The following is a 22,990-nucleotide window of genomic DNA, read 5'->3' as shown; positions in this document are numbered from 1 at the left end:
ACCCGGCCCCGTCACTCCGGATCCCCCCGCTCACGGGGCAGGCGCCCGTCGCCGCCCGCGAGCTGACACGGATCCCCGCGCGACGCCCCCCGGTCGAGGGACGGCTCGACCTCCGGCGCATGGGTGAAGATGGGCGGATGACATCCGCGGGGGGCGTTCCGGAGCTCAGGCTGGCCGTCGTCGACGACCAGCCCCTCTACCGGCACATGCTGTCGTCGCTGCTGCGCTCGGTGCCGGGCGTGCGGAGCGTCGTGGAGGCCGGATCGGCCACGGAGGCGCGGTCGGTGCTGCGGCCCGCGGAGCTCGACGTGGCGATCCTCGACATCGAGCTCGGCGACGGGGACGGCATCGAGCTCGGGCGCCGGCTGCGGTCCACCGCGCCCGAGCTGGGCGTCGTCCTGCTCTCGGCCGTCGACGCGATGCACCGCTTCCTCCGCCTCGACCGCGCCGAGGCCCGCGGCTGGAGCTACCTCTCGAAGACCTCCTCCCTCTCCGCCCCCGCCCTGCTCGCCTCCGTCCGCGCCACGGCCGACGGCCGCACCGTGCTCGACCCGGCACTGGTCGCCGCCCGCGCCGCCCGCCGCGACTCCCCGGTCGCCGCGCTGAGTCCGCGCCAGTACGAGGTGCTCTCCGGTCTCGCGTCGGGACTGACCAACGCCGCGATCGGCGAGAGCCTGGGCATCGCGGTCCGCTCGGTCGACAACCACGTCAACGCCGTCTACGCGGCCCTCGGAGTCCGCTCGGACGGCGAGCGCAACCCGCGGGTCGACGCGACGCTCCTCTTCCTCGAGCACACCGGATGAGCACCGGCCCGAGCGACGCGCACGAGGACAACCGCATCGTCCTCGGAGCGATGGCCCTCCTCGGCGGCGTCCTCTCGCTGCTGGCTGCGCTCCAGGCCGTCTTCGCGCTCGGGATGCTGTCGCGGACGCTGCGGGGCGTCGATCCGGGCCCGCTGCTCGACGTCACGACGCGCGTGCTGGTCAACGTGTCGACGATCGGGCTCGCGATCGCGCTGGTCGCGGTGCTGCGCCCCGAGCGCTCGTCGGGCGGCGCTCGCGTGGCCCGGACGGCGGTGATCGCGGTGGGGATGGGACTCGTCCGCTGCTGCCTCCAGGTGCTGACCGGCGTCTACCCGGTCTCGGCCCTCCCCGCTCTCGCGGTCGAGCTGGTCGTCGGATCCACGGTGATCGCGCTGATCACCGCCTACGGCTACCTGCTCGTGCGCTCGGCGCGGCGGGTGCGCGAGAAGGAGCGGGAGCACGCCCGCGCCTCCGTGCAGGCGCTCGAGGCGGTGCAGGCCCTGCAGCGGGAGGAGCTGCGGGTGCGGCGCGACGTCGCGCAGAGCCTGCACGGCGGCCTCCAGAACGGCCTCGTGGTGCTGACCGCCGAGCTGCACGCGGTCGCGAGCACGGCGGACGAGGCGGCGTCGGACCGGCTGCTCGCCATCGCCGCGCGGCTCGACCGGCTCCGCGAGGACGAGGTGCGCGCGGTCGGCCACGCCCTCTACCCGGTCGAGATCGACCACGGCCTGGTCCCCGCCGTCCGCGACCTCGTCGCGCGCCTCCCTCCCGAGATCGCGGTCGACCTCGACCTCGGGCGCATCGCGGCGCTCGCCGCGGAGGGCGCCGAGCCGCCGCTCGAGCAGCGGATGCTCCTGGTCCGGTTCCTGGAGGAGGCGGTCACCAACGCGCTGAAGCACGGCGGCGCCTCCTCGCTGCGGGTGCGCGGCGCCGAGGAGGCGGGCGTCGTGGTGCTCACCCTCGACGACGACGGCCGCGGAATCGCCGAGGACGCGACGCGCTCGGGCCTGGCGCGGCTGGAGCGGCAGCTCGCGGTCTACGGGGGCTCGCTGGAGCTCTCGGACTCGCCCGTGCTCGCGGGGGCGCGGCTGCGGGCGCGGCTCCCGCTGTCCGGCGCGGCGCCCGGCGGGAACGTCGGTCGGGCGGAGTAGCGCGACGGGCGCTCGGGCCGTCCCTCGCGTCGAGCACCGGGCGGCCCGAGGGACGGATCCACGCCGGACAGCGAGCCGTCTCCTCGGGCCCGCCCCTCACGCCGGGTAGACCAGCAGGTCCTCCGGGGCGACGGTGAAGCCCGCCTCGCGGCCGGGCGCGAGGTCGAGCCGGGCCGCGTCGGCCGCCGGGACGTCGGCGGTCAGGAGCGCGCTGCGCACCCGCACCGCGTCGCCCCGCTGCTCCACGTCGGTGATCACGGACCGGAGGCCCCCGTCGCCGACGGAGACGGCGGAGGGACGGACCGCGGCGAGCACCGCGGCGCCGACCGCGACCGGCTCGGCCGCGACTCCGGACAGCTCGCGCCCGTCGGCGGTGCGCAGACCCGACCCGGTGCGGACGCCCTCGAGCAGCTCGAGCCCGGCGAGCTCGGCGGTGAACGCGGTGCGCGGGCGCCTGAGGACGCGGGCGGTCGGCCCCTCCTCCACCACGCGGCCGCCGTGCAGCACCAGCACCCGGTCGGCGAGGGTCCAGGCGTCGAGCACGTCGTGGGTGACCACGATCGCCGAGCGGTCGGCGAGCACCTCGCGGAGCATCCGGCGGAGGACGGGGGCGGTCCGGGCGTCGACCGCGGCCAGCGGCTCGTCGAGCAGCAGGAGGCGCGGGTCGGTCGCGAGGGCCCGGGCGAGGGCGACCCGCTGAGCCTGGCCGCCGGAGAGGCTCCCCGGGCGCCGGTCGGCCAGGTCGGCCACGCCCGCGGCGGCCAGCTCGCGCTCCGCCCGCTCGCGGGACCGCGCCCGCCCGGCGCCGGCGCTGCGCGGACCGAACGCCGCGTTCTCGCGCACGCTGAGGTGCGGGAACAGCAGCGGATCCTGCGCCAGCAGGGCGACGGGGCGCCGGTGCGGAGGAGTCCACCGGCGGTCGTCGAAGAGCAGCTCGCCGCCGGCGGTCGCCCGCCCGGAGTCGGCGCGGACGAGGCCGGCGATCAGCTCGAGCACGGTCGACTTGCCCGCGCCGTTGGGCCCGAGCAGCGCGATCGTCTCGCCCTCGGCCACGTCGATCCGCACGTCGATCCCGCGCGCCGCGAGCCGCGCCTCCAGCAGCAGGCTCACCGCGGCACCCCCCGGGCGGAGCGGCCGTGCGCGAGACCGATCACGAGCACCGCGACCACCACGAGCACCAGCGCGAGGGCGACCGCCGCGTCCGGATCGCTCTCCCGCTGCAGGTAGATCTCGAGCGGGAGGGTGCGCGTCGTGCCCTCGAGGCTCCCGGCGAAGGTCAGCGTCGCTCCGAACTCGCCGAGCGCCCGCGCGAACGAGAGGATCGCGCCCGAGGCGAGGCCCGGCAGGATCAGCGGCAGCGTGATCCGCCGGAGCACCGTCCCGGGGGAGGCGCCCAGCGTCGCGGCGACCGACTCGTACCGCGCGCCGGCGCTGCGCAGCGCGCCCTCGAGCGTCAGCACCAGGAACGGCAGGGCCACGAAGGTCTGCGCGATCACGACGGCGGTGGTCGAGAACGCGATGCGGACGCCGAGGGCCTCCAGCGCGCCGCCGAGCAGGCCCATCCGCCCGAAGGTGAAGAGCAGCGCCAGCCCGCCGACCACCGGCGGCAGCACCAGCGGCAGCAGCACCAGCGAGCGGAGCAGGCGCTGGCCGGGGAACGCCGTGCGGGCGAGCACCAGGGCCATCGGGGTCCCGAGCAGCAGGCACAGCAGGGTCGCGACGGCGGAGGTGCGCAGGCTCAGCAGGAGCGCGGCGACGGAGGAGTCGGAGGTGATCAGCGGCAGGAACTGCGGCCAGTCGACGCGGGCGAGGATCGCGACGAGCGGGAGCAGCACCAGCAGGGCGCCGAGCGCGGCGACCGCCACGACCCAGCGCGGCAGGCCGGACCCGGTGCGCATCAGCCGCGGGCGAGCGGCGTCTCGACGATGACCGTGGTCGCCTTGACCACCGCCACCGCGGGAGACCCGGGCTCGAGCCCGAGCTCGCGGACCGCCTCGCTGCTCATCAGCGAGACCACGCGGTGCGGACCGCACTGCAGCTCGACCTGCGCCATCACGGTGTCCATCACGATGCCGGTGACGATCCCGACGAAGCGGTTGCGGGCCGAGCGCGCGACCGGGGAGGGATCCTCCGGCAGCACGGCGTTCGCGCGGGCGAGCCGGGCGACCTCGAGGCCGTCGACGACGCGCCTCCCGGACGCGTCCTTCGCGCTCTCGAGCGTCCCGTTCTCGATCCAGCGCCGCAGCGTGTCGTCGCTCACGCCGAGCGCGGCGGCGGCGTCCCTGATCCGTATCTGCGGCATGCCGTCGATCCTACGTCCGCGCCTGCGCTCGCGCCCTGCCTGCGAGATGCCACTTCGGTACGCCTTGTGCGGCGTGTCGCGTACCGAAGCGGCATCTCGCGGAGGGGGGAGAGCGCGGCGCGGAGGCACGGACGCTGGGGAGCCCGGGCCTCGCGCGCAACCCCCTGGAGGGACGGCGGGAGCGCGACGCACGCTGGGGGGACGACGACACAGGAGGCGGCATGCGCGCGATGGTCTACCGGGGCCCCTACAAGGTCCGCGTGGAGGAGAAGGACCGGCCGAGGATCGAGCACCCGAACGACGCGATCGTCCGGGTGACGATGGCGGCGATCTGCGGATCCGACCTGCACCTCTACCACGGGCTGCTCCCGGACACCCGGATCGGCCACACCTTCGGCCACGAGTTCATCGGCGTGGTCGACGAGGTCGGCTCGTCGGTGCAGAACCTCAGCGTCGGCGACACCGTGATGGTCCCGTTCACCATCTACTGCGGCTCCTGCTGGTTCTGCTCCCGCGGCCTCTACTCCAACTGCCACAACGTGAATCCGAACGCCACCGCGATCGGCGGCATCTACGGCTACTCGCATTCGGCGGGCGGCTACGACGGCGGGCAGGCCGAGTACGTGCGCGTCCCGTTCGCCGACGTGGGCCCGACGAAGATCCCCGAGTGGCTGCCGCACGAGGACGCCCTGATGCTCACCGACGCCTTCTCGACCGGCTACTTCGGCGCGCAGCTCGGCGACATCGTCGAGGGCGACACGGTCGTGGTGCTCGGAGCCGGACCGGTCGGCCTGGCCGCCGCGCGCTCCGCCTGGCTGATGGGCGCCGGCCGCGTCATCGTCGTCGACCAGATCGACTACCGCCTCGCCAAGGCCCGCGACTTCGCCTTCGCCGAGACCATCGACTACACCGAGGAGGACGACCTGATCGTCACCCTCAAGAAGACCACCGGCGGGCTCGGCGCCGACGTCGTGATCGACGCGGTCGGTGCGGAGGCCGACGGGAACCTCCTCCAGCACGTCACCGGCGCGACGCTCAAGCTGCAGGGCGGCTCGCCGATCGCGCTGAACTGGGCGATCGACGGCGTCCGCAAGGGCGGCACCGTCTCGGTGATGGGCGCCTACGGTCCGCTCGCGAGCGCCGTCAAGTTCGGCGACGCCGTCAACAAGGGCCTCACGCTGCGGATGAACCAGGCCCCCGTCACCCGGCAGTGGCCGCGCCTGTTCGAGCACATCCGGGCCGGGCACATCGCGCCCAGCGGCCTGATCACGCACCGCATCCCGCTCGAGCACATCGCCGAGGGGTACCACCTGTTCTCGTCCAAGCTCGACGGCTGCATCAAGACCGTCGTCGTCCCGTAGGAGGATCCCGTGCCGTACACCGCCGACCGCCCCGTCCGCGTGCCGACCGCCGAGGAGCTGCGCGCCCGCATCCCGGGCTGGGGCGCCGACCTCGACCCCGCCGACCGGCCCGCGTTCCCGCGCGAGCGCACCGACCTGGTCTCGGGCGCGCACTGGGAGCGTCCGGAGAGGATGCGGACGCACGGCCGTCGCGAGAAGAGCATCGAGCACCTCGAGCTGCCCGCCGTCTTCGGCACGGCGCAGCCCCTCCACGGGATCTCGGGCGCGATCCGCCGCTACGCCTACGACCGGTTCAGCGAGGGGCGCCACGCGCACTGGCTGCTGCTCGTGCTGGGCGACCGGGTGGAGTCGACGGGGGCCCACCTCCGCTCGCTGCTCACGGCCCGGCCGGACGATCCGATCACCGAGTCCGGCGTGCCGGCAGAGGCGCACGCGCATCCGATCGCCTCGCGCCGCGGCCGGACCGACGTGCGCCACCAGGTCCTCGACCCGCTGCTCGTCGGCGGTCCCTGGGTCCTCGCGGCCCTCGGCGCCGTGGCCGCCGCCCGCCGCCTCCTCCGCTGACGCCCGATCCCCCTCCTCGGGAGAGGCCGCTTCGGTACGCCTCCGTGGGGGTGTCGCGTCCCGGAGCGGCGTCTCGCGGAGGGGACGGGGGTCAGCGGCTGCGGGGCGCGGCGCCGGCCGTCGGCGCGGTGCGGGTGTCGACGCTCGCCGTGAGTGCCGCGGAGTAGCCGGACGCCGGGCTGCCGGACATCGTCGCGAGCTGCAGGGTCCCGCCGTCGTCGCCGAAGACGGAGTCGGACTCCAGGCGGACCCGGGCGAGGTTCGCGGCCGAGCCCGCGTAGGCGTCGAGGGCGTAGACCGCGGTGCACGCCTCCTCCTGCAGGGCGACCTGCGAGGTCGCGATCGCGTTCGCCGCGTCGGTGATCGAGTCGACTCCCGGGTACACCTCGAAGTGGATGTGCGGCCAGCGGCCGGAGTAGCAGGCCGGGACGATCGAGGCGAAGGAGACGACGCCCGACGCGTCGGCGATCTGCACGCCGCGGAGGTACGTCTCGTCCTCGACGCCGCTGGAGTACATCGAGTAGTCGCCGTTCGCGTCGCAGTGCCAGACGTACACGGCGGCTCCGGCGAACGGCACGCCCCCGTCCGCCGCGTCGAGGATCGTCAGAGTGAGCGCGAGGGGGACTCCGTCGGCCGTCGCGCCGCCGCCGATGCTGGTGCGCAGGTCGCTGCGGACGATCCCGGAGCGCTCGAGGACGTCGACCCCGTTCGAGCCGTCGCCCGGGTAGGGGCCGGCCGTCTCGTCGGGGATCTCGTCGGCGACCGCGGTGGCGGTCCCGGCCGGGGCGGTCGCTGCGGCGGAGGAGGAGGAGGAGGCCGAGGAGGCGGAGGCGGATCCCGAGCCTCCGGTGGCGCACGCCGCGAGCCCGAGGGTCGCCGCCCCCGCGCCGACCAGCGTCAGCACGCCGCGCCGCGAGAAGAGGGTCCCCACGTCGAACGGGAGGCCCTGGTCGACCACCTCCTCCTCGGGGCGGTCGAGCCGGCGGCCCTCGTAGGCCGGTCCGTCGGGTGTGCTGCGGGGCTCCGGAATGCGGGTCATGGTCGTGCTCCTCGTCGATCGTGGTGTCCGTCGCGAGCGACTCTGGCGGCCGAGGCTCTGCGCCTCCGATGACCGTCCTACGACCCTCCTCTGAGGCTCCTACGACCGTCCTACGACCCTCCTCCGACCGACCTGCCGAGCGTCCTGCGGCCGTCCTCCGATGCCGCGACGCCTCTCAGGGCGCCCCGAACCCGGCCGCCGCGAGCACCGCGCGCCCGGCGTCGGAGGCGACGTACGCGACGAAGGCCGCCGCCGTGGCCGGGTCGCCCGCTCCGGTCAGTGCCGCGATCGGGTAGGTGTTCACCGCCTCCGAGGACTCGGCGAACGGGATGCCGGTGACCGAGCCCGCGGCCCCGCGCACGTCCGTCGCGTAGACGAGCCCGGCGTCCGCCTCGCCCGAGGACACCTTGCCGAGCACGTCGGTGACCGACGACTCCTCGCTCACAGGGGAGAGGTCGATCCCGGCGGCCTGCTCGACCGCGACGGCCGCTGCTCCGCACGGCACCTGCGGCGCGCAGACGACGGTGGCGGTCGCGGGCCGGGCGAGATCGGCGAGCGAGGCGACCTGCGCCGGGTTGCCGGGGGGCACGGCGATCTCGAGCGTGTTCGAGGCGATGTCGACCGGGTCCCCGTCGACGAGCCCCGCCTCGGCGACGGTCGACATCGTGCGCTCGTCGGCGGAGGCGAAGACGTCGGCCGGGGCGCCGTTGACGATCTGCGTCGCGAGGTCGGAGGAGCCGGCGAAGGAGAGCTCGACCTCGGCGCCGGGCTCGGCGGCCTCGAACCCCGTGGCGAGCTCGGTGAACGCGCCCTTCAGCGAGGCGGCGGCGAAGACGGTGATGGAGCCGCCGGTCGAGGACGTCGCGTCGCCGGTGGCCGCACCGCCGGCAGGGGACGAAGGAGCGGAGCAGCCCGCGAGCAGGAGGAGCGCGGCGGCGGCGGGGACGAGGGTGAGCAGGCGACGACGCACGGGGACCTCCGGATCAGGAGTCCGCAGATGCGGCGGACAGCTGATCCTAGATCCTCAAGTGCGGTGGACGGCCGGGCGACGCACCTGCGCGGAACGACCGGTCCCGCGACGCACAGCGGCGGGCTGACCGCAGCCCTCCGGCTCCGGCCCGCCCGCCGCTCGTCGCGGCCGCCTCGACGGCGGCCCTCCGCTCAGCGCTGCGGCGGCGAGTAGAACTGGAGGTCGTTGCCCTCCGAGTCCTTGAAGGGGAGGATGCGGCCCCACTCGTGGTCGCTGATCTCGCCCTCGATCGACGCGCCGCGCGCCGTGAGGCGCTCCAGCTCGTCCTCGATCGAGCCCTCGGGCTGGAACGAGACGACCGCCCCGCCCTGCTCCGCGACCGTGGCCGACTCGCGGGCGTTCAGGCCGATCATCAGCCCGCCGGCGTCCAGCTCCGACCAGTCGTCCGAGGTGTCCTTGACCTCGAGGCCGAGCGTGTCGCGGTAGAACGCGACCGCCCGCTCCATGTCCGTGACGGGGACCCAGACCGTTGCGACTCCTGATGCCATGTCGTGCTCCTTCGCTCGATGATGCCGTTCCTCCGACGCTAGGTCGGGGACGCCCGGAGCGGGGGCCCTTGCGCCGACGCGCGGAGGCTGCTCTCGCGCGGCGCCTCTCCGCCGGGACACCCTCGCGCGAACGCCCCGCGCTCCCGCCTCAGCGCTCGGCGACGAAGCGGTGCACCACCGCGAGGTCCTCGTCGCCGAGGCCCGCGTCGACGAGGTCGCGGAACACGGTGCGGAGCGTGCCGAGCAGCGGAGCGGAGGTGCCCGTCGCCTCCGCCTCGTCGGCCGCGGCCCGCAGGTCCTTGTCCATGAAGGAGGCGACGCCGGTCGGCGTGTAGTCGCGGGCGACCAGGGCGGCGCGCTTGGTCTCGAGCACCCGGCTGCCCGCGTAGCCGCCCTGCAGCAGGGCGAGCAGCGTGTCGAGGTCGAGGCCGGAGCGCTCGGCGATGACGGCGGCCTCCGCGATCGCGGTCATGGTCGCGGCGACGACGAGCTGATTGCAGGCCTTCGCCACCTCGCCGGCGCCGAGCGGTCCGAGGCGGACGGCGGTCCCGCAGGCGGACAGGACGGGCAGCACGCGGGCGACGTCCTCCTCCGCCCCGCCGACCATGATCGAGAGGGTCCCCGCCTCGGCGCCCTCGGTGCCGCCGCTGACGGGAGCGTCCACGAGGCGGAGCCGAGGGTGGCGGCCCGCCAGCTCGCGCAGGCCGGAGGCGGACACGCTGGAGCAGACGGCCAGCACGAGGTCCGCCCGGGCCGCGAGCACGCCCTCCTCTCCCTCGAGCACCTCCTCGAGCTGCGGCAGGTCCGGCACCATCGCGATCAGCACGTCCGAGGCGGCGGCGAGCGAGCGGGCGGAGTCGTGCCACTGCGCCTCGGGGACGGCACGGCGGGCGCGGTCGGCGGAGGCGGGGCGCGCGGTGATCCCGAGCGGGACGCCGGCGGCGACGAGGCGACGGGCCATCGGGGCGCCCATGCTCCCGAGCCCGACGAAGCCGGTGCGGACGGGCGGGAGGGCGGCGGTCGAGGTGTCCGGCATGCGCCCAGCATATCGAACACGGTTCACAGGAGTGAAGTAGGGTGGGCGCGGGCCGATCCGGGGGAGAGCCTCCCGCACCGTCCCGCGAAGGGACATCCGTGACCGATCGCCTCCGCGTCGTCGTCGCCTCGCCGCTCAGCCCCGAGCTGATCGCCCGCATCGTCGAGCTCGAGCCGCGCCTCGACGTCGTCGCCGACCAGAGCCTCCTCCCTCCGATGCGCCACCCCGGCGACCACGGCGGAGACCCCTCCTTCCGGCGCACCCCGGAGCAGCAGCACGCCTTCGACGAGCTGGTCGACTCCGCCGACGTCCTCTACGGCGTGCCGGACGAGACCCCCGCCGCCCTCGCGCGCACAGCCGCCGCGAATCCGCGCCTCCGCTGGGTGCAGACGATGCCCGCCGGCGGAGGCGCGCAGGTGCGGGCCGCGGGGCTCGACGACGCGCAGCTGGAGCGCATCGCGTTCTCGACCTCGGCGGGAGTCCACTCCGAGCCGCTGGCCGAGTTCGGGGTCTTCGGACTCCTGGCCGGTGCCAAGTCCCTCCCGCGCCTCCAGTCCCTCCAGCGCGAGCGTGTCTGGGGCGGCCGGTGGACGATGGGGCTGATCTCGGAGCAGACGGTCCTGATCGTCGGGCTGGGCACGATCGGGCGAGCGACGGCCCGCACGCTCCAGCAGCTCGGCGCCCGCGTGATCGGCACGAGCCGCCACGAGACCGAGGTCGAGCACGTCGACGAGATCGTCGCCCCCGACGCGATCGCGGAGGTGGCGGGCCGGATCGACGGGGTCGTCGTCACCCTCCCCGGCACCGCCGCCACCGAGAAGCTGGTCGGCTCCGAGTTCTTCGCCGCGCTGCGCCCCGGCGCCTCGTTCGTCAGCGTCGGCCGCGGGACGGTCGTCGACGAGGAGGCACTTCTCGCCGCGCTCGACGACGGCCGCGTCGGCTTCGCCGCGCTCGACGTGGTGGCGGAGGAGCCGCTCGAGCAGGGCAGCCCGCTCTGGAGCCACCCGAGCGTCCTGATCAGCCCCCACACCGCGGCGCTGAACGTCGCCGAGGACCGCCTGATCGCCGAGCTCTTCGCGCGCAACGCCACCCGCTTCCTCGACGGGGAGCCCCTGATCAACCGAGTCGATACGGTGGAGTTCTACTGACACCGCCCCCGCGAGAGGACGACATGGCCCGCCCCGATGCGCCCCCGACGACGGCCGACTCCGACAGGGGCTCGGGCGCCCCGGCCGTGTCGCGCGCTCTGCGGATCCTCGATCTCCTCGCCGACGCGGGCGGCCCGCGCACGCTGACCGACATCGCCCGCGAGCTCGGGATCGCCAAGTCGTCGACCTCGAACCTCTGCGCCGCGCTGGAGGAGGGGCGGCTGATCCGCCGCGCCGGCTCCGGCTTCCTCCTCGGCCGGCGCACCGTCGAGCTCGGCAGCCACTACCTCGCCGGCTTCGACCCGGTGCGCGAGTTCTACCGGCTCTGCGAGGAGTCGCCGGTGCTCTCGCGTCAGCTGGTGCAGATCGCGCTGCTCGACGGCACCCGCGTCCTCTACCTGGCGGTGCACGAGGGGCGGGAGCGGTTCGCGCTCTCCGCGAGCGTCGGCGACAGGTATCCCGCCTCCGCCACCGCCGTCGGGACCGCGCTGCTGGCCGAGCTCGACGACGCCGAGATCGCCGAGCGCTTCGCCGACGACCGCGACATCGTCGTCTTCACCGACCGGTCCACGTCCTCGACCCGCGAGCTGCTCCGCAAGGTTGGCGCGGCGCGCCTGCGCGGCTACGCGATCGACGACGGCGAGCTGCACCCCAGCGTCCTGGGCGTCGCCGTCGCGGTCCCGGCCGCGACCCGCTCCGATCTCTCGGTCGCGGTCGGCGTCTCGCTGGTCCGGCCGGTCGCCGACGATCAGGAGGAGGTCGTCGCGGCACTCCGCGAGGCCGCCGCGGCGCTCGGCCGCCCGCCCCTCGTGGCAGCGACGCCCGCCTGACGCCTCAGCGTCCATTCTGTTGAATGGCGTTCACTGGGCTGTTACGCTCGGCCCATCCCGCCTCTGCGGGCCGGAGTGAGCGAGGCACCGTGGCGAGCAGCAGCACCAGCACGACCGGCGTCGATCCGAGAGGCGTCCGCTGATGCGCCTCGCGCGGATCCGTGCCGAGGGCGGCCCGGCCGTCGTCCTCCAGGTCGCGGGGGAGTGGTGCGAGATCGAGGACGCCTTCGCCGCGGAGCCGGTCGAGACGGGCCGCCGCTGGCCCGTCGAGGGCGCGCACCTGCTGGCCCCGGTGGAGCCCCGCGTCATCCTCGGCATGGCGCACAACGGCTCCGCGGCCGACCGGCAGCTGCCTCCGCAGGCCTTCCACAAGACGGCGCACACCCTGGCCGGGCCCGGCGATCCGATCGTGCTCGACGAGGGCATCGGCCCGGTGGTCGTCGAGGGCGAGCTCGCCCTGGTCATCGGCCGCACCGCGCGGCACCTCACCCCCGAGGACGCGCTCGCGCACGTGCTCGGAGCGACGGTCGCGAACGACGTCACCGCTCCCGGGATGATCGCCGCCGACGGCCTCTTCCTCCAGGGGAAGAACGGCGACGGCTGGACGCCGCTCGGTCCGTGGATCGAGACCGGGGTCGACGTCGACGCGGTCGGCATCACGGTGAGCGTCGACGGGGAGGTGCGGGCCGTCTCCTCGACCGATCGCCTCGGCTGGCGCGCCGCGGAGATCCTGGTGCACCTCACCTCCCACCTCACGCTCCACCCGGGTGACGTGGTCCTCACCGGCTCGCCCGGCACGGCCGTCGAGGTCGGGCCCGGCCAGGAGGTGCTGATCGCCCTCGACGGGATCGGCGCGCTCGCGAGCCGCACCGTCGCGGGCCCTCCGCGCGCGGCGCCTCCGCAGCCCTGACATCCGCCCTGACCCTCTGGAGGAACCGTGCTCTTCGACCTGACCGACCGCGTGGCGCTCGTCACCGGATCCAGCCGCGGCATCGGCCGCGCCGTCGCCACCGGCCTCGCCGAGGCGGGCGCCACCGTCGTCCTGAACGGCCTCGACCCCGAGCGCCTCGAGGCCGCCCGCGCCGAGCTCGCGGAGCGGTTCCCCGGCACGGACGACCGCCCGCGGATCCACGCCCGCGCCTTCGACGTCACCGACGACGCGGCCGCCGAGGCGGGCGTCGCCTGGATCGAGGAGGCGGTGGGACCCCTGCGCATCCTGGTCAACAACGCCGGCGTCCAGCACCGCGTGCCCCTGCTCGAGCTCGAGGTCGCCGATTGGGAGCGGGTGCTGCGCACGAACCTCACCAGCGCCTTCCTGGTCGGCAGGGCGGCGGCGAAGCGGATGATCCCGCGCGGCGCCGGGAAGATCGTCAACGTCGCCTCGGTGCAGGCCGATCTCGCGCGGCCGACGATCGCGCCCTACACGGCCTCGAAGGGCGGGATCCGCAACCTCACCCGCGCGATGACGGCGGAGTGGGCGCAGCACGGCATCCAGGTCAACGCGATCGCTCCGGGCTACATCCACACCGAGATGACGCAGGGCCTCGTCGACGACGAGGCGTTCGACAGCTGGATCCGCGGCCGCACGCCCGCCGCGCGCTGGGGCCGCGTCGAGGACCTGATCGGCCCCGCCGTCTGGCTCGCCTCCGACGGCTCCGACTACGTCAACGGGCAGGTCGTCTTCATCGACGGCGGCATGACCGTCGTCGTCTGAGACACCCCTCGACCCACGAACGGAACCCGCATGACCGCGCTCGTCCCCGACTCCACCACCCGCGTCGTCGTCCACGCCGCCGGCGACCTCCGAGTCGAGGAGGCGCCGCTCGAGCCGCGCGGCCCCGGCGAGGCCCTCGTCGCCGTCGCGTACGGCGGGATCTGCGGCTCCGATCTGCACTACTGGACGCACGGCGCCGCGGGGGAGTCGATCCTCCGCGAGCCGCTGACGCTCGGACACGAGGTGGTCGGCACGGTCGTCGAGTCCGCGGCGGACGGCTCCGGCCCCCCGGTCGGCGCGGCCGTCGCCGTTCACCCCGCGACCGCCCGCGGCGACTGGCCCGACGGGCGCCCGAACCTCGCGACCGAGGGCACCTACCTCGGCAGTGCCGCGCGGATGCCGCACACCCAGGGCGCGTTCGCCCGCCACGCGGTGCTGCCGGCGCGCATGCTCCGCGAGCTGCCGGCCGGCCTCGGGCTCCGGGAGGCGGCGCTCGCGGAGCCGGCGAGCGTCGCCTGGCACGCCGTGTCGCGCGCCGGGGAGGTGGCGGGACGGCGTGCGCTGGTCATCGGCAGCGGCCCGATCGGAGCGTTGATCGTCGCGGTGCTGAAGCGGGCGGGGGCGGCCGAGATCGTCGCGGTCGACCTGGCCGAGGAGCCGCTCGCGATCGCCCGCGCGGTCGGCGCGACCCGGACGATCCGCGCGACCGACGCCGACGCGATCGCCGAGGTCGCCGCCGACGTCGTCTTCGAGTCCTCGGGCAGCCCGCGCGGCCTCGCCTCGGCCGTCCGGGGCGCCGCTCGCGGGGGCACCGTCGTGATGGTGGGACTCCTCCCCTCGGGAGAGCAGCCGGCCCTGATCTCGCTCGCGATCACCCGGGAGCTGCACCTGATCGGCTCCTTCCGCTTCGTCGACGAGCTCGACGAGGTGCTGGCGGCGCTCGCCGACGGCAGCCTCGTGGTGGCGCCCGTGGTCACGCAGGTGCTGCCGCTGGTGCGCGCGCTCGAGGCCTTCGAACTCGCCCGCGACGCCTCCCGCTCGAGCAAGGTGCTGCTCGACTTCACCCCGTGACGGGCGCTCGAGGCGCCTCCGGAGGGTCGGGATCGCCCGAGCGTTCGGGGTTCCCTCGGACGGCGGCGCCGCCGGAGCACTACCGTTGCACCATGGCGTCCACCGATACCCCCGATTCCGCCCCCGAAGCCGACACCGCTTCCGAGAGCGCCCCCACGCTCACCTTCTCCGACCTCGGTCTCTCCGACCCGGTCCTCAAGGCCCTCAAGGAGGTCGGCTACGAGACGCCCTCGGCCATCCAGGCCGCGACGATCCCGTCCCTCCTCTCCGGCCGCGACGTCCTCGGCGTCGCCCAGACCGGCACCGGCAAGACCGCGGCGTTCGCGCTGCCGATCCTCTCGCGCCTCGACGTCTCGCAGAAGACGCCGCAGGCCCTCGTGCTGGCCCCGACCCGCGAGCTCGCCCTGCAGGTCTGCGAGGCGTTCGAGCGCTACGCGTCCGGCCTCCGCGGCGTCCACGTCCTCCCCGTCTACGGCGGCCAGGGCTACGGCACCCAGCTCTCCGCGCTCCGCCGCGGCGTCCACGTCGTCGTCGGCACGCCCGGCCGCATCATGGACCACCTCGAGAAGGGCACCCTCGACCTCTCGCAGCTGAAGTTCCTGGTCCTCGACGAGGCCGACGAGATGCTCAAGATGGGCTTCGCGGAGGACGTCGAGACGATCCTCGCGGACACCCCCGTCGAGAAGCAGATCGCGCTGTTCTCGGCGACGATGCCCGCGCAGATCCGCCGCATCTCCGGCAAGTACCTGAAGGAGCCGGAGGAGATCACGGTCAAGAACAAGACCACGACCTCCGTCAACACCACCCAGCGCTACCTGATGGTGTCGTACCCGCAGAAGGTCGACGCCCTCACCCGCATCCTCGAGGTCGAGAACTTCGAGGGCATGATCGTGTTCGTCCGCACGAAGAGCGAGACGGAGACGCTGGCCGAGAAGCTGCGCGCCCGCGGCTACACCGCGGCGGCGATCAGCGGAGACGTCGCCCAGGCCCAGCGCGAGCGCACCGTCGAGCAGCTGAAGTCGGGCAAGCTCGACATCCTCGTCGCCACCGACGTCGCCGCCCGCGGCCTCGACGTCGAGCGCATCAGCCACGTCGTCAACTACGACATCCCGATCGACACCGAGTCGTACGTGCACCGCATCGGCCGCACCGGCCGCGCGGGGCGCAGCGGAGCGGCGATCAGCTTCGTCACGCCGCGCGAGCGCCGCCTCCTCGCCGCCATCGAGAAGGCCACCCGCCAGCCGCTCACCGAGATGCGGATGCCGAGCGTCGAGGACGTCAACGTCACCCGCCTCTCGCGCTTCGACGATGCCATCACCGCGGCGCTCGCCGACACCGAGCGCCTGCAGCGCTTCCGCGACATCATCGGCCACTACGTCGAGCACCACGACGTGGTCGAGTCGGACGTCGCCGCCGCGCTGGCCATCGTCGCGCAGGGCGAGGAGCCGCTGCTGCTCTCGCCCGACGACCCCCGCTTCGCCCGTCGCGAGCGCGAGGACCGCGACTCCCGGCCCGACCGCGGCGACCGCCCCGAGCGCGGCGACCGCTTCGACCGCGGCGGCGACCGGGGCGAGCGTCCCGAGCGCCGTCAGCGCCCGGCGAACAGCAACCTCGCCTCCTACCGGATCGAGGTCGGCCGCCGCCAGCGCGTCGAGCCCCGCCAGATCGTGGGCGCGCTCGCGAACGAGGGCGGCCTCAACCGCGGCGACTTCGGGCACATCGACATCCGCCCGGACTTCTCGATCGTCGAGCTGCCGGCCGACCTGCCCCAGGACGTCCTCGACCGCCTCGCCGACACCCGCATCAGCGGCCAGCTGATCGAGCTGAAGCCCGACCGCCGTCCGAGCCGAGCAGGTGCCGACCGCGGCGCACGCCCCAGCGGCCCGAGCCGCTCGAGCGAGCGCCCGGAGCGCAAGCCGCGCTACTGACGGCTCCGTCCCAGGCGGACGGCCCCCCTCCGCGAGATGCCACTCCGGTACAGCGACACCCGCGTGTCGCGTACCGAAGTGGCATCTTGCGTTCGTGCGGGTGCGGGGGCGTCCTCAACGGCGCAGGACGCGCCGGGCCAGCACGTTGCCGAGCAGCTGCACCAGCTGCACGATCACGATGATCACCAGCACCGCCGCCCAGGTGACGACCGGCTCGAACTGCCGGTAGCCGTACTGGATCGCGAAGTTGCCGAGCCCGCCGGCACCGATGTAGCCGGCCACCGCCGACATGTCGATGACGGCGACGAACACGAACGTGTAGCCGAGGATCAGCGGACCGAGCGCCTCCGGCAGCAGCACCGTGCGGACGATCCGGAACCGGCTCGCTCCGACCGAGCGCGCCGCCTCGATCACGCCGGGCTGCACGGTCAGCAGGTTCTGCTCCACGATCCGCCCGATGCCGAAGGCGGCGCCGAGCGAGAGGGTGAAGACGATCGCGTCCGTGCCGATGCCGGAGCCGACCACCAGCCGGGCCAGCGGCTGGGCCGCGGCGATGAAGATGATGAACGGGATCGGCCGGAACACGTTCACGATCACGTTCAGCAGTCCGTGGACCGCCCGGTTCGCGTAGAGGGCGCCGCCGCGGGTGAGCGCGAGGCCCAGGCCGATCAGCAGTCCGCCGAGCCCGCCGAAGAGGAGGCTCAGCGCGACGATGTACAGCGTCTCGCCGGTCGCCTGGACGAGCTTGGGCAGGAGCGGGATCAGCTCGTTCATCGGGGCACCTCCGTGAGGGCGACGTGTCCGCCGAGGCGGGCGAGGAGGGGGTCGACGACGTCGTCCGGAGCGTCGAGGGCGACCGTGAGGTGGCCGAAGGCCCGTCCGCGGACGTCGGTGATACCGCCGTAGACGAGCTCGAGCGGCACGCCGGCGGCCGCGACCTCGGCGAAGACGTCGCCCTGCGAGGCGGAGTCGTCCGAGAACGAGAGCGTGACCAGGCGGCCGCGGTGGCGCGCGCGCAGCACGGCCGCCTCCGCGGGCGAGGGCACCGATCGGACGACGGTGGAGACGAAGCGGCGGGTGACCGGCTCGCGCGGGGCCGAGAACACGTCGAAGACGGGCCCGCGCTCGACGATGCGGCCCGACTCCATCACCGCGACCTTCGTCGCGAGCTGCTGGACCACGTCCATCTCGTGCGTGATCACGACGATCGTGACGCCCAGCTCCTCGTTGATGCGGCGGAGGAGGGCCAGCACCTCGCCGGTGGTGTCCGGGTCGAGGGCGCTGGTGGCCTCGTCCGCCAGCAGGATGCGCGGGGAGGCGGCGAGGGCGCGGGCGATGCCGACGCGCTGCTTCTGCCCGCCCGAGAGCTGCTCCGGGTGGCTGCGGGCCTTGTCGCTCAGGCCGACGAAGCGGAGCATCTCGTCGACGCGGGCGCGCTGCTCCGCCCGCGGGACGCCCGCGACCTGCAGCGGGTAGGCGACGTTCTGCTGCACGGTCTTCGAGCCGAAGAGGTTGAACTGCTGGAAGATCATCCCGATCCCCAGGCGCAGCCGGCGCAGCTCGCGCTCGGGCAGGCCGACTGTCTCGCGGCCGTCGATCTCGATGCTGCCGCTGGTCGCGGGCTCGAGGGCGTTGACGAGGCGCGCGAGCGTGCTCTTGCCGGCGCCGGAGTAGCCGATCACGCCGTAGACGTCGCCCGCCTCGATCTCGAGGCTCACGCCGTCGACGGCCGCGGTCGGGGCGGCGCCGCGCCCCGCGCCGGGGTACACCTTGCGCACGTCGGTCATGCGGATGAGCGGCACGGGGCGCCCTTTCTGTCGCGGGGGAGGCGCGGGACCGCGCCGGTGGGGAGCTCCGCGGGCGGAGGACCCGACCAGCACCGTGCCGCGGGGGTCAGGAGGCGGCGGAGATGTCGGTCTCGGCCGACTCGAGCGAGGTCTCGAGCTCGGAGGCGGGTGTCTTCAGGAAGACCGCGGTGCCGCCGGACTGCTCCGAGACGCCGTCGAGCACGTCCTGGCTGTCCTGGTAGATCGAGACGAGCTTCGTGTAGGTCTCGTTCGAGGCGTCGTCGGCGCGGGCGGCGAAGACGTTCGTGTAGAGCAGGGAGGCGGGGTCGCTCGGGTCGTCCTGGGCGATCGCGTCCTCGGCGTTCAGCCCGGCGTTCTCGATGAAGTCGTTGTTGATGACCGCGGCGGCCACGTCCGGGAGCGACGTCGGGGTGAGCGAGGCCTCGAGCGCGGTGACCTGGACCTTCGAGGAGGGCTCCACGTCGTCGACGTTCGAGAGCACTCCGCCGCCGTCCTTCAGCTCCACGAGCCCGGCCGACTGCAGCACCAGCAGCGCGCGCGCCTGGTTGGTCTCGTCGTTGGGGATCGCGATGGTGGAGCCGGCCGGGATGTCGGCGACGTCGTCGTACTTCGAGGAGTAGAGGCCGAGCGGGTAGATCGCGGTCGCGCCGATCGGGACGAGGTCGGCGTCGGCCGAGGTGTTGTACTGCGCCAGGTAGGCGATGTGCTGGAACTGGTTGAGGTCGATCTCGCCCTCGGTGAGAGCCGGATTGGGCTGGTTGTAGTCGCTGAAGTCGACGATCTCGATGTCGATCCCGGCGTCGGCGGCGGCCTTCTCGTAGGTGGCCCAGTAGGGATCGCTCGCGCCGACGACGCCGATGCGGACGGTGTCGTCGCCACCGCCCGCGCCGGAGCAGCCGGCGAGGAGGAGGGCGGCGGAGGCGGCGATCGCGGAGGTCGCGAGGAGTCGGGTGCGCAGAGTCATGGCTGTGGGGATCCTTCCGTGGAGAGGATCCGGGCACTCGGCGCCGGCCGGGCGGTGCTGGTCACCGCCGGCGCTGCGACCGGCCTTCCGGTCGCTCGGCGCCGCGACTGCGCGGATCCCGGGGATCACCTTATGAAGGTGGCCGGACCCGCGCGAAGGCCGCGCGTAACACGGCGACTCGGAGCGGCGCCGCCGCGCGCTCAGCTCGCGAGTGCGCCGTCCTCGCCCGCCGACGCCTCGTGCGTGGCGATCCGCTTCGCGATCGCGTCGCGCTCGGCCCGGAGCGACGCGATGGTCGGCTTGTCCAGGCGGGGGTCGGCCAGGTCGGCGAAGGGGCTCGCGGCGCCGGTGCGCGCGGACACGAGCGCGGCGTACGTCTTCGTCGCGGCGCGGAGCTCGGCTCCGGCCCGCTCGACCTTCCGCGGCTTCGACTCCTTGTCCGACACGAGTCGGGCGTGCTTGTCGAGGGCCTCTACCAGTGCGCGGTGCGCAGCGTCAATCTTCTTGCTCATAGGCGCATTATGGCGCAAGATCGGCGCACAGCACCGAACGCGATCCCGCACCCGCCCTCCGTCACCCTTCGCGAGATGCCACCTGTGACGACGACACGCCGTGGCGGGGCGTCACAGGTGGCATCTCGCGGGGAGAGGACGGACGGGTCAGCGGGCGACCGGCGTGGAGACGGACGACGCGCCCGCGCTGGTGGCGACCGCGTCGAGGACCCGCTGCACGTCGAGGGCGTCCGCGAACGTGGGCGTGACGGCGGTGCCGCCGGCGATCGCCTCGACGAGGTCGACGACCTGGTGCGTGAAGAGGTGCTCGTAGCCGATGCCGTGCCCGGTCGGCCACCAGGCCGACATGTACGGGTGCGCCGGCTCGGTGACCTGGATGCGCCGGAAGCCCTGCGCCTCCTCGGGGTCGCGGGCGTCGTAGTACTCGAGCTCGTTCATCCGCTCGAAGTCGAACGCGATCGAGCCGAGCTCGCCGTTCACCTCGATGCGGTTGGCGTTGCGGCGGCCGGTCGCGACGCGGGTGGCCTCGAAGACGCCCAGAGCGCCGCCCTCGAAGGAGGCGGTGAAGGCCGCGGCGTCGTCGACGGTCACGGCGCCGCGCGGGGCGTCGGCACCGGCGCGGCCGCCGAGGCCGACCTGCTCGCTGAGCACGGGGCGCTCGGTGGTGAAGGTGCGCATCGTCGCCGAGACGGAGGTGATGCCGCGGCCGGTCAGCCACTGGGCGGTGTCGATGCTGTGCGCGCCGATGTCGCCGAGGGCGCCCGAGCCGGCGCGCTCCTTCTGCAGGCGCCAGGTCAGCGGCGCCTCGGAGTCGGACAGCCAGTCCTGCAGGTACTGGGCGCGGACGTGGCGGATGTCGCCGAGGCGGCCCTCCTCGATGAAGCGCTTGGCGAGGGCGAGGGCCGGGGTGCGGCGGTAGCTGAAGCCGCACATCGCGACCTTGCCGGAGGCGGCGGCCGCGGCGACCATCCGCTCCGCCTCCTCGACCGAGTTGGCGAGGGGCTTCTCGCACAGCACGTGCTTGCCGGCCTCGAGGGCCGCGACGGCGATCTCGGCGTGCGTGTCGCCCGGGGTGCAGATGTCGACGAGGTCGATGTCGTCGCGGGCGATGACGGCCCGCCAGTCGGTGGAGGCCTCGCTCCAGCCCAGCCGCTCGGCGCGCTCGGCGGTCGAGTCGGGGTTGCTCCCCACGAGCACGGCGAGCTCGGGGCGGAGGGGGAGGGGGAAGAAGCGGGAGGCGGTGCGCCAGGCGTGCGAGTGGGTGCGGCCCATGAAGGCGGTCCCCACCATCGCGACGCGCAGGGCTCGGTCGTTCGACATCGTCGTCCTTTCGTCGGCCGTACGACCCTGCCACGGGTCGGGGCGCGGGCGCTACCGCGCTCGGCGAGGCCGCCTCCACGGCGACGCGCCCGGGCTGCACGGACAGGAGCGTGTTCATAGGGTTCGGAGAGCGCTCTATCACGGACGGAATGTCTCAACCGCCGCCGTCAGATGTCGCGTAATCCCGCGGATCCCCGCCCTGACGCGGTAGCAGGGAGCCCTCCGGGCGACTGGGCGATCACCGCAACCGCCTTCGAATCGGTTCAGAACTTTTGCTTGACCCGCGACGTAAGTGGAAGTAGCTTCATCCGCATGGTCACCGCAGACCCCCGCAGCACTGCTGCACAGCCTCTTCCCCGCACCTCCGACGAGTCTCAGCAGCTGCTTCTGCAGATGCGCGGCATCGTGAAGGTCTTCCCCGGCGCCCGTGCTCTCGACGGCGTCGACCTCGATGTCCGACCCGGTGAGGTGCACTGCCTCCTCGGCCAGAACGGCGCCGGCAAGTCCACCCTCATCAAGACCCTCGCCGGGGCCCACCAGCCCACCGAGGGCGAGATCCTCGTCGACGGGAACGTCGTCACGATCCCGTCCCCGACGGCGGCCCTCGCCCTGGGCATCGCGACGATGTACCAGGAGCTCGACGTCGTCGACGGCCTCTCCGTCGCCGAGAACATCTTCCTCGGCCACGAGCTCTCCCGCGGCGGCTTCACCGCCCGGGCGAAGGCCACGAGGATCACCCGCGAGCTGATGGAGCGCCTCGGCCACTCCGAGATCTCGCCGAACCGCGAGGTCGGCACGCTCTCCGCCGCCGGCAAGCAGATCGTGCAGATGGCCCGCGCCCTCTCGCACGACGCGCGGGTCATCATCATGGACGAGCCCTCCGCGGTGCTCGACTCCGAGGAGGTGGAGAACCTCTTCCACGTGGTGCGCCAGCTCACCGCCTCCGGTGTCGCCATCGTCTACATCTCGCACCGCCTCGACGAGATCCGCGCCATCGGCGACCGGATCACCGTGATCAAGGACGGCGCCACCGTCGCGCAGAACCTCGCGGTCGCCGACACCCCCACCTCGAAGCTCATCACCCTGATGACCGGCCGCGCGGTCGAGTACGTCTTCCCGGACCGCCAGGAGCTCGACGTCGAGGCCGAGACGCTGCTGAAGGTCGAGAAGCTGGGCCTGCAGGGCTCCTTCTCGGACGTCTCCCTCGAGATCCGCGCCGGCGAGGTCGTCGGCCTCGCGGGGCTGGTCGGCTCCGGCCGCTCCGAGATCCTCGAGACCATCTACGGGGCGCGCCGCGCCAGCACCGGGACGGTCAGCGTGGCGGGCAAGCGCCTGCGCGCCGGGTCCGTCACCTCGGCGGTCGACGCCGGCATCGGCCTCTGCCCGGAGGAGCGCAAGAGCCAGGGCCTGCTCCTGGACGAGCCGGTCTACCGCAACATCACCCTCTCGACCTTCGACCGCTTCGCCAAGCGCGGCTTCCTCGACGAGCGCTCCGAGCGCGCGGCGGCGGCCGAGCAGGCGGTCTCCCTCGACCTGCGGCCCTCCGGGGTCGACCGCGACGCCCGCACCCTCTCCGGAGGCAACCAGCAGAAGGCGCTCCTCGCCCGCTGGCTGGTGCGCGGCTGCCGCGTCCTGCTGCTCGACGAGCCGACCCGCGGGGTCGACGTCGGCGCGCGGGCCGAGATCTACACCCTGATCAGGGACCTCGCGACCAACGGCGCCGCCGTGCTCGTGGTCTCCAGCGAGATCGGCGAGGTCCTCGGACTCTCCGACCGAGTGCTCGTGATCTCCGACGGCGCCGTGGTCCACGAGGGCCCGGCCGATTCGATCGACGAGCACCGCGTGCTCGATCTCGTCATGGAAGGAAGTGCAGCGTGAGCGGACAGCTCGACACCGCGTCGCCGTCGATCGGCGGTCCGCA

At 73.9% G+C, this 22,990-nt stretch carries 23 protein-coding genes; 11 read left to right on the top strand and 12 right to left on the bottom strand.

The features are described from left to right. The first annotated feature begins 137 nt into the window (after nucleotides 1-137). Nucleotides 138-803 (top strand): response regulator transcription factor, encoded by a 666-nt coding sequence (locus C5D08_RS03835; protein WP_104275902.1) that lies wholly within the window; start codon nucleotides 138-140, stop codon nucleotides 801-803. Further along, a complete protein-coding gene (locus tag C5D08_RS03830; protein WP_104275901.1) occupies nucleotides 800-1,954 on the top strand; it encodes a sensor histidine kinase in 1,155 nt (384 codons plus the stop codon). The genes C5D08_RS03835 and C5D08_RS03830 overlap by 4 nt, the downstream gene beginning before the upstream one ends. 96 nt (nucleotides 1,955-2,050) lie before the next feature. Here the strand turns inward: C5D08_RS03830 and C5D08_RS03825 are convergent, their stop codons facing one another. The 3 genes from C5D08_RS03825 to C5D08_RS03815 are packed head-to-tail and all read right to left on the bottom strand — an operon-like array spanning nucleotide 2,051 to nucleotide 4,256. Beyond that, nucleotides 2,051-3,064, bottom strand: a complete 1,014-nt coding sequence (locus C5D08_RS03825; RefSeq protein WP_104275900.1) for a sulfate/molybdate ABC transporter ATP-binding protein — start codon at nucleotides 3,062-3,064, stop codon at nucleotides 2,051-2,053. Next, entirely contained in the window at nucleotides 3,061-3,852 is a 792-nt protein-coding gene (locus C5D08_RS03820) for an ABC transporter permease (RefSeq protein WP_104260651.1), read from the bottom strand. The genes C5D08_RS03825 and C5D08_RS03820 overlap by 4 nt, the downstream gene beginning before the upstream one ends. After that, nucleotides 3,852-4,256 (bottom strand): molybdopterin-binding protein, encoded by a 405-nt coding sequence (locus C5D08_RS03815; RefSeq protein ID WP_104222447.1) that lies wholly within the window; start codon nucleotides 4,254-4,256, stop codon nucleotides 3,852-3,854. Before C5D08_RS03815 ends, C5D08_RS03820 begins: the two co-directional genes overlap by 1 nt. 221 nt (nucleotides 4,257-4,477) lie before the next feature. On the opposite strand from C5D08_RS03815, the gene C5D08_RS03810 reads away from it, so the two are divergent. Together C5D08_RS03810 and C5D08_RS03805 are read left to right on the top strand one after the other, a co-directional pair. Further along, nucleotides 4,478-5,617, top strand: a complete 1,140-nt coding sequence (locus C5D08_RS03810; protein WP_104275899.1) for a zinc-dependent alcohol dehydrogenase — start codon at nucleotides 4,478-4,480, stop codon at nucleotides 5,615-5,617. A gap of 9 nt (nucleotides 5,618-5,626) precedes the next feature. Next, nucleotides 5,627-6,181: a hypothetical protein gene (locus C5D08_RS03805; RefSeq protein ID WP_104275898.1), complete on the top strand. Its 555-nt coding sequence runs from the start codon at nucleotides 5,627-5,629 to the stop codon at nucleotides 6,179-6,181. Between the two features lie 91 nt (nucleotides 6,182-6,272). On the opposite strand, the gene C5D08_RS03800 is transcribed toward C5D08_RS03805, so the two are convergent. From C5D08_RS03800 to C5D08_RS03785, 4 genes are all read right to left on the bottom strand, one after another. Further along, nucleotides 6,273-7,220, bottom strand: a complete 948-nt coding sequence (locus C5D08_RS03800) for an intradiol ring-cleavage dioxygenase (protein ID WP_104275897.1) — start codon at nucleotides 7,218-7,220, stop codon at nucleotides 6,273-6,275. A 175-nt stretch (nucleotides 7,221-7,395) separates the two neighbouring features. After that, nucleotides 7,396-8,190 (bottom strand): molybdate ABC transporter substrate-binding protein, encoded by a 795-nt coding sequence (gene modA / locus C5D08_RS03795; protein WP_104275896.1) that lies wholly within the window; start codon nucleotides 8,188-8,190, stop codon nucleotides 7,396-7,398. Nucleotides 8,191-8,381: 191 nt separating this feature from the next. Beyond that, a complete protein-coding gene (locus C5D08_RS03790; protein WP_104275895.1) occupies nucleotides 8,382-8,738 on the bottom strand; it encodes a VOC family protein in 357 nt (118 codons plus the stop codon). A gap of 148 nt (nucleotides 8,739-8,886) precedes the next feature. Further along, nucleotides 8,887-9,774, bottom strand: a complete 888-nt coding sequence (locus C5D08_RS03785; RefSeq protein WP_104275894.1) for an NAD(P)-dependent oxidoreductase — start codon at nucleotides 9,772-9,774, stop codon at nucleotides 8,887-8,889. 98 nt (nucleotides 9,775-9,872) lie between these two features. On the opposite strand from C5D08_RS03785, the gene C5D08_RS03780 reads away from it, so the two are divergent. The 6 genes from C5D08_RS03780 to C5D08_RS03755 all read left to right on the top strand — a co-directional run bounded on the left by C5D08_RS03780 (nucleotide 9,873) and on the right by C5D08_RS03755 (nucleotide 16,465). Then, nucleotides 9,873-10,922, top strand: a complete 1,050-nt coding sequence (locus C5D08_RS03780; protein WP_104275893.1) for a D-2-hydroxyacid dehydrogenase — start codon at nucleotides 9,873-9,875, stop codon at nucleotides 10,920-10,922. 23 nt (nucleotides 10,923-10,945) lie between these two features. Next, nucleotides 10,946-11,752, top strand: coding sequence for an IclR family transcriptional regulator (locus C5D08_RS03775; RefSeq protein ID WP_104275892.1), 807 nt, complete (start codon nucleotides 10,946-10,948; stop codon nucleotides 11,750-11,752). Between the two features lie 142 nt (nucleotides 11,753-11,894). Beyond that, a complete protein-coding gene (locus tag C5D08_RS03770; protein WP_104275891.1) occupies nucleotides 11,895-12,662 on the top strand; it encodes a fumarylacetoacetate hydrolase family protein in 768 nt (255 codons plus the stop codon). A 27-nt stretch (nucleotides 12,663-12,689) separates the two neighbouring features. Next, nucleotides 12,690-13,466 carry an SDR family oxidoreductase gene (locus tag C5D08_RS03765; protein WP_104275890.1) on the top strand — a complete coding sequence of 259 codons (777 nt, stop codon included), beginning with the start codon at nucleotides 12,690-12,692 and terminating at the stop codon, nucleotides 13,464-13,466. 30 nt (nucleotides 13,467-13,496) lie between these two features. Next, nucleotides 13,497-14,537, top strand: coding sequence for an L-idonate 5-dehydrogenase (locus tag C5D08_RS03760; protein WP_104275889.1), 1,041 nt, complete (start codon nucleotides 13,497-13,499; stop codon nucleotides 14,535-14,537). A 92-nt stretch (nucleotides 14,538-14,629) separates the two neighbouring features. Beyond that, nucleotides 14,630-16,465 (top strand): DEAD/DEAH box helicase, encoded by a 1,836-nt coding sequence (locus C5D08_RS03755; RefSeq protein ID WP_104237941.1) that lies wholly within the window; start codon nucleotides 14,630-14,632, stop codon nucleotides 16,463-16,465. Nucleotides 16,466-16,579: 114 nt separating this feature from the next. On the opposite strand, the gene C5D08_RS03750 is transcribed toward C5D08_RS03755, so the two are convergent. From C5D08_RS03750 to C5D08_RS03730, 5 genes are all read right to left on the bottom strand, one after another. Next, nucleotides 16,580-17,239: a methionine ABC transporter permease gene (locus tag C5D08_RS03750; RefSeq protein WP_104275888.1), complete on the bottom strand. Its 660-nt coding sequence runs from the start codon at nucleotides 17,237-17,239 to the stop codon at nucleotides 16,580-16,582. Further along, nucleotides 17,236-18,267 carry a methionine ABC transporter ATP-binding protein gene (locus C5D08_RS03745; RefSeq protein ID WP_258067269.1) on the bottom strand — a complete coding sequence of 344 codons (1,032 nt, stop codon included), beginning with the start codon at nucleotides 18,265-18,267 and terminating at the stop codon, nucleotides 17,236-17,238. The genes C5D08_RS03750 and C5D08_RS03745 overlap by 4 nt, the downstream gene beginning before the upstream one ends. A 91-nt stretch (nucleotides 18,268-18,358) precedes the next feature. Then, a complete protein-coding gene (locus C5D08_RS03740; protein WP_104275887.1) occupies nucleotides 18,359-19,237 on the bottom strand; it encodes a MetQ/NlpA family ABC transporter substrate-binding protein in 879 nt (292 codons plus the stop codon). Between the two features lie 200 nt (nucleotides 19,238-19,437). After that, nucleotides 19,438-19,749, bottom strand: a complete 312-nt coding sequence (locus tag C5D08_RS03735; RefSeq protein WP_104275886.1) for a hypothetical protein — start codon at nucleotides 19,747-19,749, stop codon at nucleotides 19,438-19,440. A 147-nt stretch (nucleotides 19,750-19,896) separates the two neighbouring features. Next, nucleotides 19,897-21,069, bottom strand: coding sequence for a Gfo/Idh/MocA family protein (locus tag C5D08_RS03730; RefSeq protein ID WP_104275885.1), 1,173 nt, complete (start codon nucleotides 21,067-21,069; stop codon nucleotides 19,897-19,899). 393 nt (nucleotides 21,070-21,462) lie between these two features. On the opposite strand from C5D08_RS03730, the gene C5D08_RS03725 reads away from it, so the two are divergent. After that, nucleotides 21,463-22,947 (top strand): sugar ABC transporter ATP-binding protein, encoded by a 1,485-nt coding sequence (locus C5D08_RS03725; RefSeq protein ID WP_208543410.1) that lies wholly within the window; start codon nucleotides 21,463-21,465, stop codon nucleotides 22,945-22,947. Nucleotides 22,948-22,990: the final 43 nt, after the last annotated feature.

This window comes from Rathayibacter sp. AY1B6 (genome assembly GCF_002932755.1).
Classification (GTDB): Bacteria; Actinomycetota; Actinomycetes; order Actinomycetales; family Microbacteriaceae; genus Rathayibacter.
Note: the sequence above shows the minus strand (reverse complement) of the source record. Positions and strands in the feature narration are given on the sequence as shown.